The 17,483-nt window shown below is 45.8% G+C and carries 13 protein-coding genes; 9 read left to right on the top strand and 4 right to left on the bottom strand.

Translation table 11 applies throughout. The annotated features are described in order from the left end of the window. The first annotated feature begins 116 nt into the window (after positions 1-116). The 9 genes from ABXS75_12840 to ABXS75_12800 all read left to right on the top strand — a co-directional run bounded on the left by ABXS75_12840 (position 117) and on the right by ABXS75_12800 (position 10,708). Positions 117-1,685, top strand: a complete 1,569-nt coding sequence (locus tag ABXS75_12840; protein XCP83954.1) for an AAA family ATPase — start codon at positions 117-119, stop codon at positions 1,683-1,685. A 237-nt stretch (positions 1,686-1,922) separates the two neighbouring features. Next, a complete protein-coding gene (locus ABXS75_12835; protein XCP83953.1) occupies positions 1,923-2,462 on the top strand; it encodes a TetR/AcrR family transcriptional regulator C-terminal domain-containing protein in 540 nt (179 codons plus the stop codon). Between the two features lie 239 nt (positions 2,463-2,701). Next, positions 2,702-4,303, top strand: a complete 1,602-nt coding sequence (locus ABXS75_12830; GenBank protein ID XCP83952.1) for an ABC transporter substrate-binding protein — start codon at positions 2,702-2,704, stop codon at positions 4,301-4,303. A gap of 112 nt (positions 4,304-4,415) precedes the next feature. After that, the gene (locus tag ABXS75_12825; GenBank protein ID XCP83951.1) at positions 4,416-5,381 is read left to right on the top strand and encodes an ABC transporter permease; all 966 of its coding nucleotides are present in this window, start codon (positions 4,416-4,418) and stop codon (positions 5,379-5,381) included. Next, positions 5,371-6,288 (top strand): ABC transporter permease, encoded by a 918-nt coding sequence (locus ABXS75_12820; GenBank protein XCP83950.1) that lies wholly within the window; start codon positions 5,371-5,373, stop codon positions 6,286-6,288. Before ABXS75_12825 ends, ABXS75_12820 begins: the two co-directional genes overlap by 11 nt. 41 nt (positions 6,289-6,329) lie before the next feature. Continuing rightward, positions 6,330-7,334 carry an ABC transporter ATP-binding protein gene (locus ABXS75_12815; GenBank protein XCP83949.1) on the top strand — a complete coding sequence of 335 codons (1,005 nt, stop codon included), beginning with the start codon at positions 6,330-6,332 and terminating at the stop codon, positions 7,332-7,334. Further along, the gene (locus ABXS75_12810; GenBank protein ID XCP83948.1) at positions 7,327-8,310 is read left to right on the top strand and encodes an oligopeptide/dipeptide ABC transporter ATP-binding protein; all 984 of its coding nucleotides are present in this window, start codon (positions 7,327-7,329) and stop codon (positions 8,308-8,310) included. The genes ABXS75_12815 and ABXS75_12810 overlap by 8 nt, the downstream gene beginning before the upstream one ends. 3 nt (positions 8,311-8,313) lie before the next feature. After that, a complete protein-coding gene (locus ABXS75_12805; protein XCP83947.1) occupies positions 8,314-9,528 on the top strand; it encodes an aminotransferase class I/II-fold pyridoxal phosphate-dependent enzyme in 1,215 nt (404 codons plus the stop codon). 22 nt (positions 9,529-9,550) lie between these two features. Continuing rightward, positions 9,551-10,708: a double-cubane-cluster-containing anaerobic reductase gene (locus tag ABXS75_12800; protein ID XCP83946.1), complete on the top strand. Its 1,158-nt coding sequence runs from the start codon at positions 9,551-9,553 to the stop codon at positions 10,706-10,708. A gap of 145 nt (positions 10,709-10,853) precedes the next feature. On the opposite strand, the gene fdhD is transcribed toward ABXS75_12800, so the two are convergent. The 4 genes from fdhD to ABXS75_12780 all read right to left on the bottom strand — a co-directional run bounded on the left by fdhD (position 10,854) and on the right by ABXS75_12780 (position 17,181). Beyond that, the gene (gene fdhD / locus ABXS75_12795; GenBank protein XCP83945.1) at positions 10,854-11,654 is read right to left on the bottom strand and encodes a formate dehydrogenase accessory sulfurtransferase FdhD; all 801 of its coding nucleotides are present in this window, start codon (positions 11,652-11,654) and stop codon (positions 10,854-10,856) included. A gap of 7 nt (positions 11,655-11,661) precedes the next feature. After that, complete coding sequence (gene fdhF / locus ABXS75_12790) at positions 11,662-14,364, bottom strand: formate dehydrogenase subunit alpha (GenBank protein XCP83944.1); 2,703 nt, start codon at positions 14,362-14,364, stop codon at positions 11,662-11,664. 24 nt (positions 14,365-14,388) lie between these two features. Further along, a complete protein-coding gene (locus tag ABXS75_12785; protein ID XCP83943.1) occupies positions 14,389-16,227 on the bottom strand; it encodes an NAD(P)-binding protein in 1,839 nt (612 codons plus the stop codon). A gap of 126 nt (positions 16,228-16,353) precedes the next feature. Further along, complete coding sequence (locus ABXS75_12780) at positions 16,354-17,181, bottom strand: formate/nitrite transporter family protein (protein XCP83942.1); 828 nt, start codon at positions 17,179-17,181, stop codon at positions 16,354-16,356. Between the last annotated feature and the right edge of the window lie 302 nt (positions 17,182-17,483).

Raw genomic sequence — 17,483 nt, 5'->3', positions numbered from 1 at the left:
AGGGATTAGAGTGAATACTGTAAAAATAGTAGTAAGGATTATGTGAAAAGTTATTGAATAGGATTAGGTCAGGAATATGCGGGATATCGTTGTGTATAGAAATGAGGTGCTAGGTTGTGGGAAATTATTTGAATACTGGAAATGAGGGGTTTCGTGCAATCAAAAGAGGACAATATATAGATAAGACCAAGATGATTTCATACATCAACGAAACATTAGGCACGATGCAGAAACTCACTTGTGTAAGCCGGCCCAGGCGTTTTGGAAAATCGTTTGCAGCTAAAATGTTATGTGCGTATTATGATAAAAGCTGTGATTCCAGAGAATTATTTGAAGGTTTGAAAATTTCAGAAGAAAAGTCTTTTGAGGAGCATTTGAATAAATATGATGTAATTTATCTCGATATTACATGGTTTACTTCCAATGCGGCAGATGTGAAAAATGTAGTAAAGGCCATACAGAAAGAAGTGCTTAAGGAGTTATATGACACTTATCCGAATGTGAATAAAGAAGCAACGTTTCCGAAGATGTTAGCAAATGTTGCAATAGAGACAGGAAGTAAATTTATCATTATTATAGATGAATGGGATGCACTTTTTCGCGAGGCTCCCGAGGACACAGAGCTGCAGAAGGAATATATACAGTTACTGCGCGGTTTATTTAAAAGTAGTCTGACTGACAGGATGATTGAAGCTGCTTATATGACGGGGATATTGCCGATTAAAAAATATGGTACACAGTCGGCACTTACAGATTTTGAAGAGTATACGATGCTCCAGCCGGAACCATTGGAGGAGTATGTAGGTTTTACTGAGAGTGAAGTACGTTCTTTATGCGAGAAATCAAAGTTGGATTTTTCTGAAATTCAAAGCTGGTATGATGGATATATTCTGGGAAACCGTGTTCATATTTACAGTCCGAAATCGGTTCTTGATGCAATCAGGCGTAATCGGTTAGGAAGTTATTGGACTCAAACAGAGACTTATGAATCCTTAAAGATTTATATAGATATGAACGAGGAAGGGTTAAAAGAGGCTATTGTTCAAATGTTAGGCGGTGCACACTATCCTGTTGATATTGGCACATTTCAAAATGATATGACAAATATCAAGCGGAAAGATGATGTTCTGACTCTCTTAGCTCACCTGGGATATCTTGTATATGATGCAGATGAGAAAACAGTGTTTATCCCGAATGAGGAAATCAGGCAGGAATTTATACGAGCTGTGACTATGGGGAAACATATTGAAGCAGCAACCTTAATTAAAAACTCAGAAGAGTTACTTAGAAAAACTTTGGATATGGATAGTGAGGCAGTTGCAAGAGCGATTGAAGAAGCGCATAGTGCAGGGACATCACCATTATTTTATAATGATGAGCAGGCCCTTAGAAGTGTGATCAGATTTGCATATATTAGTTGTGTTGACGAGTATTTGCGAATAGAAGAGTTGCCGACTGGAAAGGGATATGCGGATGTAGTATTTCTGCCAAAGCGGGGATCCGAATTGCCGATTTTGTTAATTGAGTTAAAATGGAATAGGACAGAAGAGGGAGCGATTTCCCAGATAAAGAAAAAGAATTATCCGCAGGTGTTGGAAGGATTTGGGAGTGACATACTTCTTGTTGGAATTAATTATGATGTGAAAAGTAAGAAACATACCTGTATGATTGAAAAATATAAATAAAATATGATAGAGAACATTCCACATAATACCAAGTGTCTAAAGTCGTGAATCTTGCGGGGTGTTCTTTTTGAGTTATGAAAACGAAAGTTTTTATGACGTTACATATTTCACATATTCTTTATATAATACGTAGACTTATAGAAAAAGCAAATAAATGAGGCGTGATATTCCCATAAACGATTGGACTTTTTGTGTCAAAAAAAGTAAAATGTTAACATCAGGATTGGATGTGATTTTATGCTGAAAATTGACATAAAAGGAGTGTTGGCTGATTCGCTAAAAGAACTTCTAAAGGAAAACCCATATGAAAGTATTAGTGTTCAGGATATTTCTAAGTATAGCGACATATCAAGAACTACGTTTTATAATCATTTTAGAGATAAATATGATCTTGTCAGTTGGATTTACAAAACGGAGTCTGATCAGATTTGTAAAGGATTTACCAACAGCCAGTGGAGGGAGTTTCATTCCAAAGTTCTGGAGTATATGCGAAAAGAAAGGAATTATTATATAAATATTTCTTCTTATCAAGGACAGAATTGCATACAGGATTACATAGTAAATTACACGTTGGCCTGTATGGTACATCGCTTAAAGAGGGAATTGGGAGTAGAGGAATTGCCGGAAAATGTAGAGACTTCTTTGTATATGTGGAATTTGTCGAGGACAGCCGTGGTTTTCAGGTGGATTTGCTCTAAGGACAGTCGGAGCCCGAAAGAAATCACGCGTTTGGTATGTGATTGTATACCGGAACCGATTAGTCAGTATTATCAATAATGTGTATAAGAACTTTTGCATGGGTCAGAAAACCCAGGCAAAAGTTTTTTTATAACCTTTTATTATATAATATTTCACTGGTCGATAGGTTTACAATTTGTTGAAAATGTAAATCAGAATGACAAAAAATAGTTTGTGTAAATTCCGTTAATTAAGTCACTTTTTTATAATTATTGGTAAAGCAAGAGCCTGTTAAAAAAAGAACAATACAAAACAGGAAAGAAAAGGAGGAAGTATCTATGAAAAGAAAACTTTTAACTCTTCTTCTCATTTCCGCTATGGCGGTTGGACTGCTTGCCGGTTGTGGAAACAGTGACGAGAAGACACAGAAGAGTCAGGAAGGAACCAAGGAAGAGAAGACGACTGACAGCACATTTACAGTTGCGATGGGACATATGCCATCATCGCTTCAACCGAGTGCGCAGAGCAGTGACGATCTGGTAAGCGCGATTCGTCCGATTTATGAGCCATTGTTCGCTGAGACGCGGGATGGGCTGGAATATTATCTGGCAGACAGCCTTGACATCTCAGAGGATGGTTTGACCTATACGGTTCATATCAACGATAAAGCGACCTGGAGTGATGGCGAGCCAGTCACAGTGCAGGACATTCTGTTTACAATTGACTACGGCGTACTCTCCTATGGTGGACCGACATCTTTCACATTGGTAAATGGTGGTGAAGTAAAATTCAACGAAGTAGACGAAAAGACATTGGAGATCGTACTGCCGTCAGTTTATGATAATTATGTCAGAACACTTTCACAGTTCTATCTGATGCCGTCTCATGCGTTTGATGATGATGCTTCTAAGATTGATGACAGCGGTTACTTTAATTCAACGGACATGGTTACATCAGGTGCATATGTGGTAAGTGAGATTAATGAGGACAGCCTTGTATTTAAAGCAAGAGATGACTATTACAGGGGAATACCATCCGTTGAAACTGTTGTCATGAAGACTATCGGAAGTGGAAGCACTAAGCAGCTTGAATTCGAAAATGGCGGGATTGATTACATGCGTGTGACATCTGCGGAAGATCTGGAGAAATATAAGGCAGCAAGCGACAAGTATAATCTGTATACGGTCTCTGAGGCTCGTTTAAATTATCTTCAGTTGAATCCAAATGGAGCTGTGATGTCCACTTTATCGGCGGATGCCAGAAAAGCAATTTTTATTGCGCTAAATCAGGAGGAAATTATTGATTTCGCATGGGGTTCTGATGAACTTGCAGTTCCGGCAAACAGCCTTTTGACCCCGGATCAGTCTATTTACAACAAAGACTGTGCGGGATACAAATATGATCTGGAAGAGGCGAAGGCACTTGCTAAGTCTTCAGGACTTGAAGGAAAGACTCTTACATATATTTATAATTCTGACCGTTCCAATATGGAGGCAGTGGCTACGGTTGTGCAGCAGCAGCTGGCAGCTATCGGAGTTAACGTAGTGCTTGAGGGTTGTGACTCCGCCACATTCTTCCCGCGTTTCTTTACAAAGAAGGACAGCGAACAGGCAGCAACCTGGGATTTGGGAACCAATGGCTGGGATTCTCAGCGTGGATCGAACTGCGGACAGACAATCAGTTACCTTACCAATCGCCTTTGCGACTGCGGATTCAGTGAAGAGGTTTCAGGACTTGCGACGACAGCAATGGGAACCGCCGATGCTGCCAAGAAGCAGGAAATCTGGAATGAGATTCAGGACAAGGCTCTTGCTGAGTATTGGGAATATCCTTTGACTTACACCAATTATGTTATGGTATCTCAGTGGAATGTAACGGGGCTCGATGGATCGCCGGTTATTCCGGAATTTATCGATTATCTGTCTATTCATGTAGAGTAATAGTATTTCTGGATAACAGAGTCTGCTGAAAATAGGGATATGAAATGTGGCATGTTTGAAGAGACAGGCCACATTCGTCCCCTTTTTCGCATTTTACAGAAAGGGTTCATATATGTGGAAATATTGTTTAAAAAAAGCGATTCGGGTCGTGATTGTAATGATACTGATATCCTTTTTGTCTTTTGCGGTAATTTATTTTGCACCGGGAGATATTTCGTCAATGTATGTTACTGCAGATATGAGTGATGAGCAGAAGGCAAACATTATGGCCGAACTGGGATTGGATAAAAGCATGACAGAGCAATATATGGCATGGGCAGGGCGCGCTGTGCGGGGAGATCTCGGGGTCTCCATGTCCAATAAAGCATCGGTCTGGCCTCAGATCAAGGGGCGGCTGCCGGCGACGATATTGCTTATGGGCAGTGCTATGATTCTATCATTGGTGCTTGCGATTCCGCTTGGTCTATGGTCGGGATATAAAAAGAATACATGGGTCGACAACATCATTAGTTCTATTGCATATATGGGAATGTCAATTCCTTCATTTTGGTTTGGAATGCTTTTGATCATTTTATTTTCTTCAATTCTGGGAATTTTACCCTCATCAGGTATGCATACAGTAGGAGAGACGTCTGCGTTTGACACAGTAAGGCATATGATTTTGCCTTGCATCACGCTCAGTGTAGGAACGGTGGCTACTTATATTCGTTATATACGTGCGAATACCATAGGGCAGCTTGGCGAAGAGTATGTAGTTACGGCGGAGGCAAAAGGGGATTCAAAAGTAAAGATTTTGAAGAAACATGTCTTGAAAAATACTTTGCTTCCGATCATCACTTTGATGGGCATGAACCTGGCTTCTCTGGTCTGTGGGTCTTTTATCGTGGAAAGTGTGTTTGGCTGGCCGGGAGTGGGGACGCTTGCCATGTCCGCGATCGGATCGAGAGATTATCCGGTCATCATGGCTTATGTCATGCTCTCGGGATTTCTCCTGGTTTTGGGAAATTTCCTGGCAGATTTGCTGTATGCGTTTGTGGATCCGAGAATTAAGCGGGGAGGTACAGAAAGTGGAAAATAAGATGGAGATCAGAGAGGACTCTTTTGAAAAGCTGGAAAAAAAGCAGGCGGCCGGATTCTCCGTAGGAACTCAGAATGTATGGTTTGAGATTTGGAAAGAACTTCGTTCCAACAAGGTTGCAATGGTCAGTTTAGTTTTACTGATGATTCTTATTATAGTCGTACTTCTTGCCCCGCTTAGCCCGTATGACCCGTATGCATTAGATGTAACACAAAAGCTGCAGGGAATTTCTAAGGCCCATTGGTTTGGAACCGATGAATATGGGAGAGACTATTTTACCCGTACCTTGTATGGGGGACGGGTATCGCTGGCGGTTGGCTTTATGTCGATGCTTATGACCGTTGTGCTCGGGACAACAATCGGAGTCTTTTCCGGATATGTGGGTGGACGGATTGACGCACTGCTGATGAGTTTTACTGATATTTTTTTGGCGCTTCCCAGCATGCTGTTAATGGTAATATTAAATACCTTTCTTAAGCCGGGACTTTTAACGCTTGTGGCAGTTCTGAGCCTGTTTTCGTGGGCGACCGTTGCTCGAATTACCAGAGCGGAGACGATGTCGCTGAAAGAGAGAGATTTTGTGATAGCTACACAAAATCTGGGGGCCTCAAAAGCACGCGTGATTATTTTTCATATTGTTCCTAACATTATGGGACCTGTTATCGTTGCGGCCAGTCTTAGTGTGGCAAATGCGATTCTGACAGAATCTTCCTTGAGCTTTCTGGGGCTGGGGATACAAATCCCCCGGGCTTCATGGGGAAGTATGCTTCAGGGAGCGCAGGCTCATATTCTGGACCGTCCATTGCTGGCCATTTTTCCGGGACTTATGATTCTGATTACCGTTCTGAGTTTTAATTTGCTGGGAGACATTTTAAGAAATGCGTTGGAGCCTAAGATTGTAGAGTAGCACGGGATATAGATATATTCTCGTTGAAAGGAAAAGAGAGAATGAACAGTTTATTAGAAATGAGGCATGTTACAGTGTCTTTCTTTACATATGACAGCACCGTGCAGGCAGTACGGGATATTTCATTTTCCATGGAAGAAGGTCAGACGGTCGCACTGGTCGGAGAATCCGGTTGTGGAAAATCCGTCACGGCCAAAAGTATCATGGGCCTGGTCAAAAAGCCGGGAAAGGTGCTAAAGGAAAGTCAGATTCTGTTTAACGGAGTGGATGTGTCCGGCTATTCTGACAGAGAATGGGAGAAATTTCGGGGAAAAGAGTGCTCCATGATTTTTCAGGATGCGCTGGTATCCCTAAACCCCACTATGCAGATTGGAAAACAGATTATAGAAAGCCTGGATAATCATGATTCTTCTGCATCAAAAGAGGATAAAAGAAAACGCGCAGTTAAGATGCTGGAGCTGACGGGAATTGCCGATGCAGAAAATTGTCTTAAAAAATATCCACATGAGTTGTCCGGTGGAATGCGTCAGAGAGTTATGATCGCGATTGCACTGATCACCCATCCCAAGCTCCTGATTGCCGATGAACCGACCACCTCGCTTGATGTGACGATTCAGGCGCAAATTCTGTCACAGATGAAAACTCTGCAGAAGCAGATGAATATGGCGATATTGCTGATCACGCATGATTTGGGGATTGTGGCAGATACGGCGGACAAAATTATTGTCATGTATGCGGGAAAAATCGTGGAGGAGGGATTGAGAAAGGACATTTTTTATCATCCTGCACATCCATATACAAAAGCACTTCTGGGCTCTGTTCCAAGGCTTGACGGGGTGGGAAAGCATATGCTGCAAGCTATCGAAGGAAGTATTCCGGATATGACAAATCCGCCAAAAGGCTGCGCATTTTGTGAGCGCTGTCCGTATGCAATGAGAATCTGCGAACAGTATATGCCGGAAGAAAAATATGTGTCGGACACTCATAGAGCCGCATGTTGGCTGATGGATGAGCGTGCGGGAAGGAGAGGAACAGAAAATGGATAAACGTGAGATTGTTCTTGAAGTAAAGAATCTGAAAAAATACTATCCTGCACCGCAAAAGCAGCAATTAAAAGCAGTTGATGATGTGTCATTCGAGATATATAAAGGAGAGACACTGGGAATCGTAGGTGAATCCGGCTGCGGAAAAACGACTTGTGGAAAGGCTTGTCTGGGAATGATCGATAAAAGTGGCGGCGAAGTATTGTTCCATGGAAAGAATGTCCATTCGATGACAAAGAAAGAGCATTTTGAGTTTACAAAAAGAGTGCAGATGATTTTTCAGGACCCCTATGCATCTCTGGATCCGCATCAAAAAGTTTATAACATTATTGCAGAGGGGATACGGATTCATAAAATGGCAGATAGCAGAAAAGAAGAGAATCAGATGGTTGCACATCTGTTGGAACTGGTCGGGCTGAATGCGGAGCATGCTTTGCGGAATGTGCATGAATTCTCGGGAGGTCAGAGACAAAGAATCGGTATAGCAAGGGCACTGTCAGTGAATCCAGAGTTTTTGTTCTGTGATGAGCCTATTTCCGCTCTTGATGTGTCGATTCAGGCGCAGATTACGAATCTTTTGATGAAGCTTCAGAGAGAAAAAGGACTTACTATGCTTTTTATCGCCCATGATCTTTCCATTGTCAGACATATTTCGGATAGAATCGGCGTTATGTATCTGGGGAGAATGGTAGAGCTTACAAAATCGGATGAATTGTATGTGGAGCCGAAACATCCATATACCAAAGCGCTTTTGTCGGCAGTACCGATCGCAGATCCGGATGTGGCAGAGAAAAGAGAGCGCATTATGCTAAATGGAGATGTCCCCAGTCCTGTAAATCCGCCGGCAGGCTGCCGATTTGTCAGCCGGTGCTTGCAATGTATGGAAAAATGTAAGATAATAGAGCCAGAGCTTTGCGAAGTAAGTGATGGTCATTTTGTGGCCTGTCATTTATATGATAAACAGGAAGAAGGAGATTAAAGTATGAAGTACGATTTTACAACAATTATGGATCGCCGGGGAAAGGATGCCATCGCAGTTGATGTGGTGGGAAAAGGCCCGGGGTTTGCAGTGCCTGAAGATGGATTTGATTTTATACCGATGTGGATTGCGGATATGAATTTCGCGACGGTTCCGACCGTGCAGGCTGCGATCAGTGAAAGGCTCGCGCATCCGGCGTTTGGGTATTTTGCGACAAGAGACGAGTATTATCAGGCGATTATAAACTGGCAGGAGACGCGCAACCATGTAACCGGCCTTACAAAAGAATGTATTGGTTATGAAAATGGTGTGCTGGGCGGTCTTGTTTCAGCCCTGAATGCTTTCGCAGCGCCGGGGGACAGTGTTCTCGTGCACAGCCCGACGTATATTGGTTTTACGGGAAGTATTACCGGAGCCGGTTATAGGATCGTCCTCAGTGAACTTAAGCAGGATGACGAAGGAGTCTGGCGTATGGATTATGAGGATATGGATGCAAAGATCAAGAAGAATAAGATTCATGTTGCAGTTTTCTGTAATCCGCACAATCCGACCGGAAGAGTATGGGAGCGGGAAGAGCTGGAAAAAGCGATGGAAGTGTACCGGAAAAACGACTGCATTGTCATCACAGATGAAATCTGGTCAGACATTATATTGAATGGGAACCGGCATATTCCGATGCAGTCTATCAGTGAGGACGCAAGAAACCGCACCGTTGCGCTTTATGCGCCAAGCAAGACATTCAATCTTGCAGGGCTGATCGGGAGCTACCATATTATTTATAACTCATATCTGCGTGACCGTGTGAGGGCTTGTTCAAGTAAATCACACTACAATTCCATGAATGTTCTTTCTATGTATGCTTTGATGGGGGCATATAGTGCAGAAGGAATGGAATGGGTAGATGAGCTGAGAGAAGTGCTGTCAAACAATGTAAACTATGCTTATGATTTTATACAGGAGCATTTTGACGGGGTTGAGCTCAGTAAACCGCAGGGGACTTATATGCTATTCCTCGACTGTACCGGCTGGTGTGAAAAGACAGGGCGGCCGTTGGACGAGCTTTTGAAAGCCGGGCACCGGGTAGGAGTCGGCTGGCAGGACGGAAGACCATTCCATGGGGAGCATAGTATTCGAATGAATCTGGCGCTTCCATTTACCAGAGTCCAGGAGGCATTTGAGCGTCTGGACAGGTATGTGTTTAAAGAAGAAAGAAAATAAGAGCTTCAGGAAAGGAGAAAAAATGGCTGAAGTATTTGATTTACCTGCAAATTTTGATGATTTTATGGAGACACGGAAACAGGGATTCCTTCGCGTAAAGGAGTTTGTGGAGAACGGCGGACACCTGGCAGGTTTTTTATGTTCCTATACTCCGCTGGAAGTCATAGACGCGGCAGGTGTTGCGAGTGTGGCTCTCTGCGGAATGAGCAATGAGACCGTTGCAGATGCGGAGAAGGTTCTTCCAAAGAATCTGTGTCCGTTGATTAAGGGAACATATGGGTTTGCCTATACGCAGAAATGTCCCTATACATATTTTGCAGATATGATTATCGGTGAGACGACTTGCGATGGGAAGAAGAAGATGTATGAGCTTTTAAATGAGCTGAAGGAGACGTACGTACTTCATCTTCCCCAGAGCCAGGAACGCGCCTATGCCGGTGATATATGGTATGAGGAAGTAAAACTTCTGAAAGAGAGACTGGAAGAAAAGTATGGAGTCGAGATTACAGATGAAAAGCTCCGCGAGGCTGCCCATATACGAAATGAGATCAGGAAGGCTCAGAAGGAACTGGCTGAACTTCAGATTGCGGAACCGCCGATGATCAAATCAACGGAGTCGATGCTGGCGATGCAGCAGGGAACCTTTACGTTTGATGTGCATCAACAGCTTGCGAACTTTAAGGCAAAAGTGGAGAAAGCAAGAACGGCATATGAAAACGGTGAACGGCCGGTAGATATTTCAGCAAAACGAATTCTTCTTACAGGCTGCCCTTCTTCCGGTGTTATCCGCAAGGTCGGTATGGTGATCGAGAATAATGGAGGCGTAATTGTATGCCAGGATGATTGCGGCGGTGAGAGAACGCAGTCGCTTCTGGTTGACGAGGAGGCAGATGATATCTTAAGAGCAATCTCAGATCGTTACCTGCAGATTAACTGCTCTGTTATGACTACGAACAATGGTCGTCTGGAGCATATGAAAGAGATGATCAAAAAATATAAAGTGGATGGCGTGGTCGATGTGGTGCTTCACGCATGCCATACCTTTAATGTGGAATCTGCAAGGGTGTCTAAGATGTTGGAAGAAGAGGGCATTCCTTATATGAAGATTGAGACCGACTATTCGGAATCCGACAGTGGTCAGATCGAGACCCGTCTTGCGGCGTTCATTGAGATGCTGTAAATTCAGGAAAATTAATAAAAGAGAAGTATGACAAGGGGTCTGTGTGGCATATACAAGTCACACGGACCCCTTGTAAACGTAATTGGAAAATGAATGCTGTCCGTAACGATATGCATTTCCGAAGCTGTGTGTAGAAAATCAGCATTTAAGAGGGCAATTGTCCGGAATATACCTTCATCAGGTCACGCCTTGCGGAGCAGATCAAAGTAAGGTGATACTGCTTTGCCAATCGAACTGCCTCGTTTGTAGGGACCGCCTTGCTGACCAGAAGAGGGAGCCGGGCCCGAATCGCTTTTGAGACCATATCCACGGGAATCCGTCCGCTGGAATATACGAAGCATTCGGAAAGAGGAATCCGGTGGCGAAGCGCATATCCAATTACTTTATCGAGTGCATTGTGGCGCCCGATATCCTCGCACTGAAAGAGCAGCCGGTCGCGCCTGGCGAGAAAACAGCTATGGGTTGCCCATGTCTTTCGGTGCAGAGGGGTTCCTTCGCTGAATTTGTCTGCCAGCATAAAGATCCACTCTGCCTGCCAGGAAGCAAAGTCCATTACATGAAGAGGATTGTCGCTGACGGGTTCATATAAAACCCGATTGCCGGTACAGCAGGTCGGAGTAGTTTCCACCTGCTGTACCTGTAAAGCCGGGGAAGTGTTTCTCAGCATCACTTTTGCGCGAGTTCCATACTTGCAAATGTAAATGGATTCCACCTCGTCTGTGTCGTTGATCATTCCCTCGGAAAACAGACGCCCGAGAACTAGCTCCGTCAGGTGCTCGGGAGTGCAGACAAGCTTCATGGTCAATCGCTCATTGAGATACACCTCCAGGAGATGTTCTGCTAAAACGGTTTCTTTGGAAGCCTCGGCATGCTTGTCACGGAATATGCATGTTGTATCTTCGTTTTCGGTTAATTCCAGATTTTCATATTGTTCGTTAATATACATAGCGTTCCTATATTTTCTCAACCTTTACTGCGCAAACTTTATACTCCGGTGTACTGGAGATCGAGTCAAGAGCGTCACTGGTCAGCCAGTTCGCACCGCCTTCCAGATAATGGAAGGGCATCCAGCATTCACCTTCACGTGTTTTGCCTGACACGACAGCCTTGGCCTGAATCGTTCCGCGGCGGGAGGAGATGGAGATCATCTCACCGTCTTCAATGCCATGCTTCTCAGCATCTGCAGTATTCAGCTCGATGAAGGATTCACCTGCGATCTCATTGAGACCAGCGGTCTTATCTGTCATGGCACACGCGTTATAGTGATAAAGGATACGTCCGGTCATCATGGTAAGCGGATATTCCTCATCCGGAAGCTCCATGGACGGTACATACTCAGCGGGACGGAAATAGCCCAGTCCTCTTGCAAATTTGCCCACATGCATGATCGGAGTGCCCGGATGGTGCGGGGACGGACATGGCCACTGAAGACCTCTACCGCCCACTTCCTCGCTGTCAAGCCGTGTATGACTGATGCCGCCGAAGGATGGAGTGACAGATGCAATCTCATCCATGATCTGAGCGGCCGAAAGATGCGGCTGCGGATATCCCATACGATTCATGATCTCGGTGAAGATCCAGGTATCCTGTTTTGCCTCGCCTGCGATGGTCACTGCTTTTCGGATTCTCTGCACGCGGCGTTCCGTGTTGGTGAAGGTTCCTTCTTTTTCTGCGAAGGAGACACCCGGAAGAATGACATCAGCATATTTTGCGGTTTCCGTCATGAACAGTTCATCTACTACGAAGAAATCCAAAGACTCAAGAGCCTTGATTACATGGTGTGTATTCGGGTCGGTTCTTACCGGGTCCTCTCCAAAGATGAAGAGGCCTTTGATTTCGCCGGAGATCATCTTCGGGAAGCAGTCGGTAGCTTTGATTCCTTCATTCGGGTTCAGCTTGGTTCCCCATGCGGTCTCAAACTTGGTGCGGACACCCGGTTTGGTAATGTTCTGGTAACCCGGGAACTGATTCGGGGCAGCGCCCATATCACAAGCGCCCTGTACATTGTTCTGTCCGCGAATCGGGTTTACGCCACAGCCCGGACGTCCCAGTTTTCCGACCATCATAGCCATGTTGGAAAGAGACATAACGCCCTCTGTTCCGGTGTGGTGTTCGGTCACGCCCAGACAATACATGATGGGAGCTTTGTCAGCGGTCGCATAAAGTCTTGCTGCCTCGCGAAGCTTAGCCGGGTCGATACCGCAAATTTCGGCAACCTTTTCCGGAGTATAGTCTTTAACCACTTCCCTGATCGCTTCAAAGTTCTCAGTACGTTCCTCGATGAATTTATGGTCGATCAGGTCCTCTTCGATGAATACGTGCATCATACCGTTTGCAAATGCAACGTTGGTACCTGGTCGGAGTTTCAGATGAATATCAGCACTCTTTGCAAGGTCGATGTCTCTTGGGTCAACGACGATGAGTTTGGTGCCTTTTGCCACAGCCTGCCGAACCTGCATTCCGATGACCGGATGTGCATGTTCGGGGTTGGAACCTACCAGCATGATCACATCGGATTCATGGGTAATATCATAGATGGTGTTTGTCATGGCTCCTGAGCCTAATGTGGTTGCCAGCCCGGCAACAGTAGGAGCATGTCAAACGCGCGCACAGTTATCGGTATTGTTGCTGCCAAATGCCGTTCTGACCATTTTCTGAAGCATATAAATATCTTCATTGGCTGAACGTGAGCAGGCAAATCCCGCCAGTGCCTCACCTCCGTAATTATCTCTGATTTCTGTGAATTTGGAAGCGACCAGATCAAGAGCTTCATCCCAGGTGGCTCTCTCAAATTCGCCGGTTTCTTTATTCTTGATCAGTGGGAAACGGATTCTCTCGGGAGAATCAACAAAGTCGAAGGAGCCGCTGCGTCCTTTGACACAAAGAAGTCCATGGTTGGACGGGCCGTCTGCGCCGACTACATCCACGATTTTTCCGTTTTTCACGATCAGATCCATCTGGCATCCTGTTGCACAGTGCGGACAGGTAGTGCGGACTTTCTTCACTTCCCATGCGCGGTAGTTCTTCCTGCGTTTTACGGTAAGAGCGCCGGTAGGACATGCCTGGGCACAGTTTCCGCAGGATTCACAGAGGGTTTCCTTCCAGTCCGGACCGAACGGTGCGTCAATGATGGAGAACATACCGGTCTTTCCGAGAGCGATGGCCTTTCTTCCTGTTACATGAGAACAGGTCATTACGCAGCGCTGACACTGGATACAGCGATCCGGGTCATAGCTTAAGAAGGGGTGATCGTCTTTTTTCTTGAAACTTCTTTCTTTTCTTGCTCCGGCATATTCGGTGGTATCTACGCCGTACTCGATACAGTACTTCTGTAATTCACAGTCACCGTTTTTCTCACAGCTGAAACAGTCGCCGTAATGCTCAGAGAGCAGAAGTCTTAAAACAGTCTTTCTTGCTTCCACGACACGTTCGCTATGTGTGTGGACTACCATGTTTTCTTTTACTTTGGTGTTGCAGGCGGGAACCAGTACATCGGAACCTTCCAGCTCTACTACACATAACCGGCAGGAGCCGATGTCATTGACTCCTTCCAGATAGCAGAGGGTAGGAATATCGATTCCAGCCGCGCGGGCCGTCTGAAGGATGGTAGAGCCTTCCAGCGCCTCAACAGCCATTCCATTTATTATAATCTGCATAGTTTTCCTCCAATAATAGTCTGCCTATTTGTCCACAGCGCCATCCAGCTTGCCACAGCCAAAGACGTCACAACGAAGACATCTGCTGCATTCCTGCTGAATCTCTTCAGGAGTCATGGGGCATTCCACATGCTCGAAGTCGTGCTTACGGATGTAAGCCGGTCTCTCCTGAATGTTAACACGTCCGGTGGGAACGCGATTGTTCGGTCTTGCTTCCGGTGCGGTCACGCCACAGTCCAGCTTGTGATGGTAGCCAAGGTATTCGTCAATATTGCGTGCTGCGACCTTGCCCGCTGCAATCGCGCGGATCGCGGTGGAAGGTCCGGTCGCACAGTCGCCGCCCACGAAGATGCCGGGCATATTGGCGATGGCAGTGTCAAGTCCTGCCTGGAAGACGCCTCGCTGTGCCGGCAGTCCATACTCTTCAAATGGTGCGCTGACAATATCCTGGCCTACAGCGATCAAAATCACATCGCAGGGAATGCGCACGGGTTCTTTAGAAACGGCGTCTACAGGAGAAGGACGATCGCCGCGGTAAGGTCCGATCATCTGCGGCTGTACCCAAAGTGCGGTGCAGTCTCCGTTCTCATCCTTCTCGATGCTCTTCGGAGCCTGAAGGAGCATCAGTTCGATGCCTTCCATGATCGCGGATTCAATCTCGGTATCCAGAGCTGTCATATCCTCCTGGCGACGTCTGTAAACGATCCGGACATCGGCAGCACCACAGCGGAGCGCACTTCTCGCCGCATCCATGGCAACGTTTCCGCCTCCGATAACAGCGACGGTCTTGCCGGTGTAATCCGGTTTCCTGTCATGACCGATCTCGTCTAACATCTCAACGGCTGAGAATACATTGTTTGCGTCGATTCCGTCCAGGCGGAGCTTCTTGCCCACCTGAGCCCCAATCGCCACATACATGGCATCGTAAGAATTATGTACTTCCTCTATGGAAATGTCTTTTCCGACAGTTGTATTGTATTTGACTTCGATATTGCCTGTGGAGAGGATTGCTCTTATGTCTTCATCCAATCTGTCTTTCGGGAAACGGTAGTTGGGAATTCCGTACATCAGCATACCGCCGAGGCGTTCCTTTGCTTCAAATACCGTTACCTTATGGCCCATAAGAGACAGGAAATACGCTGCCGTCATTCCGCTTGGGCCGCCTCCGATGACAGCGACTTTTTTGCCCGTGCAGGGGTTCGCTTTTGGTACCTCGACCTTGTCTGCCGGAATCTGGTCTACCGCATATTTTTTCACGCCACGGATGTTGATGGAGCTGTCGATCAGGTTCCTGCGGCAGCGTTCCTCGCATGGGTGTTCACAGATCATTGCGCAGGCTGTCGGGAGCGGATTATCACGACGGATCAGGTTGATCGCCTCAGCATAGTTCCCCTCATATACATGGGCGATGTAACCCGGGATATCCACGTGTGCCGGACACAGTGTTACGCACGGGATCTTCTGCCCGCTGATACCGGTACATTCCTGTCTGCGGATATGACTGATATAATCCTCCTTAAAGGTTTCCAATCCTTCCAGCACTTCAATGGCTGACTGGTAGCCGATCGCACAATCCGCAGTATCGCGGATCATGATCGCAAGCTCCTTCATCTCAACCAAAGTTTCCATAGTCGCATTTCCGCGGATCACAGAGATCAGCATCTTCTCAAGCTGTCTTAATCCGTCACGGCAGGGCACACACTTGCCGCAGGTCTGGTTTCTGGAAGCCTGCAGAAGTGAGAGCTGAACCGTAAGCGGACAGGTCCCTGGCGGATACACGTTTACCTTATTGGAAAACTTTGTAAGCAGCGGTCCGATCTTAGCGTCGCTGAGCTTGCTGTTTGCAAGGTAAATCTTACTCATTTTGTTTCTCCCTTCTAAACTTTCTTGCGAGACCGCCCCAAACGGCCTCTTTTTATTATCATATACGTTTGGCCCCAGGCCGGATCGCCTGTCTGCCCTCACATAAATGGTAATCATTTTTCGGGTTTATTTTCCGTCCGTCTTGCGAAGATAAATAAACCAGTATACGCAGCCGACACAGATGGCGCCGCCTACGATGTTGCCCAGTGTGACCGGAAGAAGATTTGTGCCAAAGAAGCTTCCCCAATTAATGACACTTAAATCAACGCCTGCCGCGGTGGCAGCTTCGGCATAGGCCGGTACACTCTTTGCAAATAAGCCTGCGGATATGTAGTACATGTTGGCAACGCTGTGTTCAAAACCGCAAAGTACAAAGATCATGATCGGGAAGAAAAGCCCGATGATCTTGCCTGCAACGTCCTTGGCTGCAAAAGAGATCCATACAGCGATACATACCAGGAAGTTGCAGAAGATTCCGCGAAGGAATGCGTCGCCGAAGGATAAGGTGCATTTGGAAGCCGCTGTGGAGATGACGCTTGTTGCCATTCCGTTTCCAAATAAGCTGAGCTGATGGGAAAATACAGCCCCTGCTGCGACGATCATGGAACCGACAAAGTTCCCGATATACACAACGATCCAGTTCCTGAGCATGCCCCCAAGCGTGATTTCTTTTTCAAGAAGTGGAATGGTCAGCAGGTTGTTGCCGGTAAACAGTTCGCTTCCGGCAAGAAGAACCATGGTGAGTCCTCCCGGGAAAATGCAGGCTCCCAGGAATTTCCCTACGGAAGCGAGCGGCACGGATACAGCGGCCGTAGTGGCGCCGACGCCTCCAAGTCCGATAAACATGCCTGCCAGTACAGCCAGTAAGAACATCTTAGGCACGGGCGTGTTTACCTTTGATTTTCCGATGGCGATGTAGTTCTTTGCTACATCAGCCGGTGAGAATAAGTTCATTTGAAATACCTCCCTATAAATTTTCTCTGTCATACATAATGATACTGGGTATCGGGAAGAAATGCAAGGATAATTAAAAAATACACAATATAAATAGTTTTTTGACAAAGAGAATTGTAGAATTTGTCTGAAAGTGGTAGAAAAATGTAGGAAATGTAAGGAAAAAAACATGGAAAACTTGAGAAAGTGCTTGATTTCATCTGATAAAAGTGCTATAGTAGCCTATAGTAACATAGGAAGCGGCAGAAGAGTGGACGAAAGTTCACTCTTCTTTGTTGCCTAGCATGCCTAAGTGAACGTCC

This window comes from Roseburia hominis (genome assembly GCA_040702975.1).
In the GTDB taxonomy this organism is placed as follows: domain Bacteria; phylum Bacillota; class Clostridia; order Lachnospirales; family Lachnospiraceae; genus Allocoprococcus; species Allocoprococcus hominis_A.
Note: the sequence above shows the minus strand (reverse complement) of the source record. Positions and strands in the feature narration are given on the sequence as shown.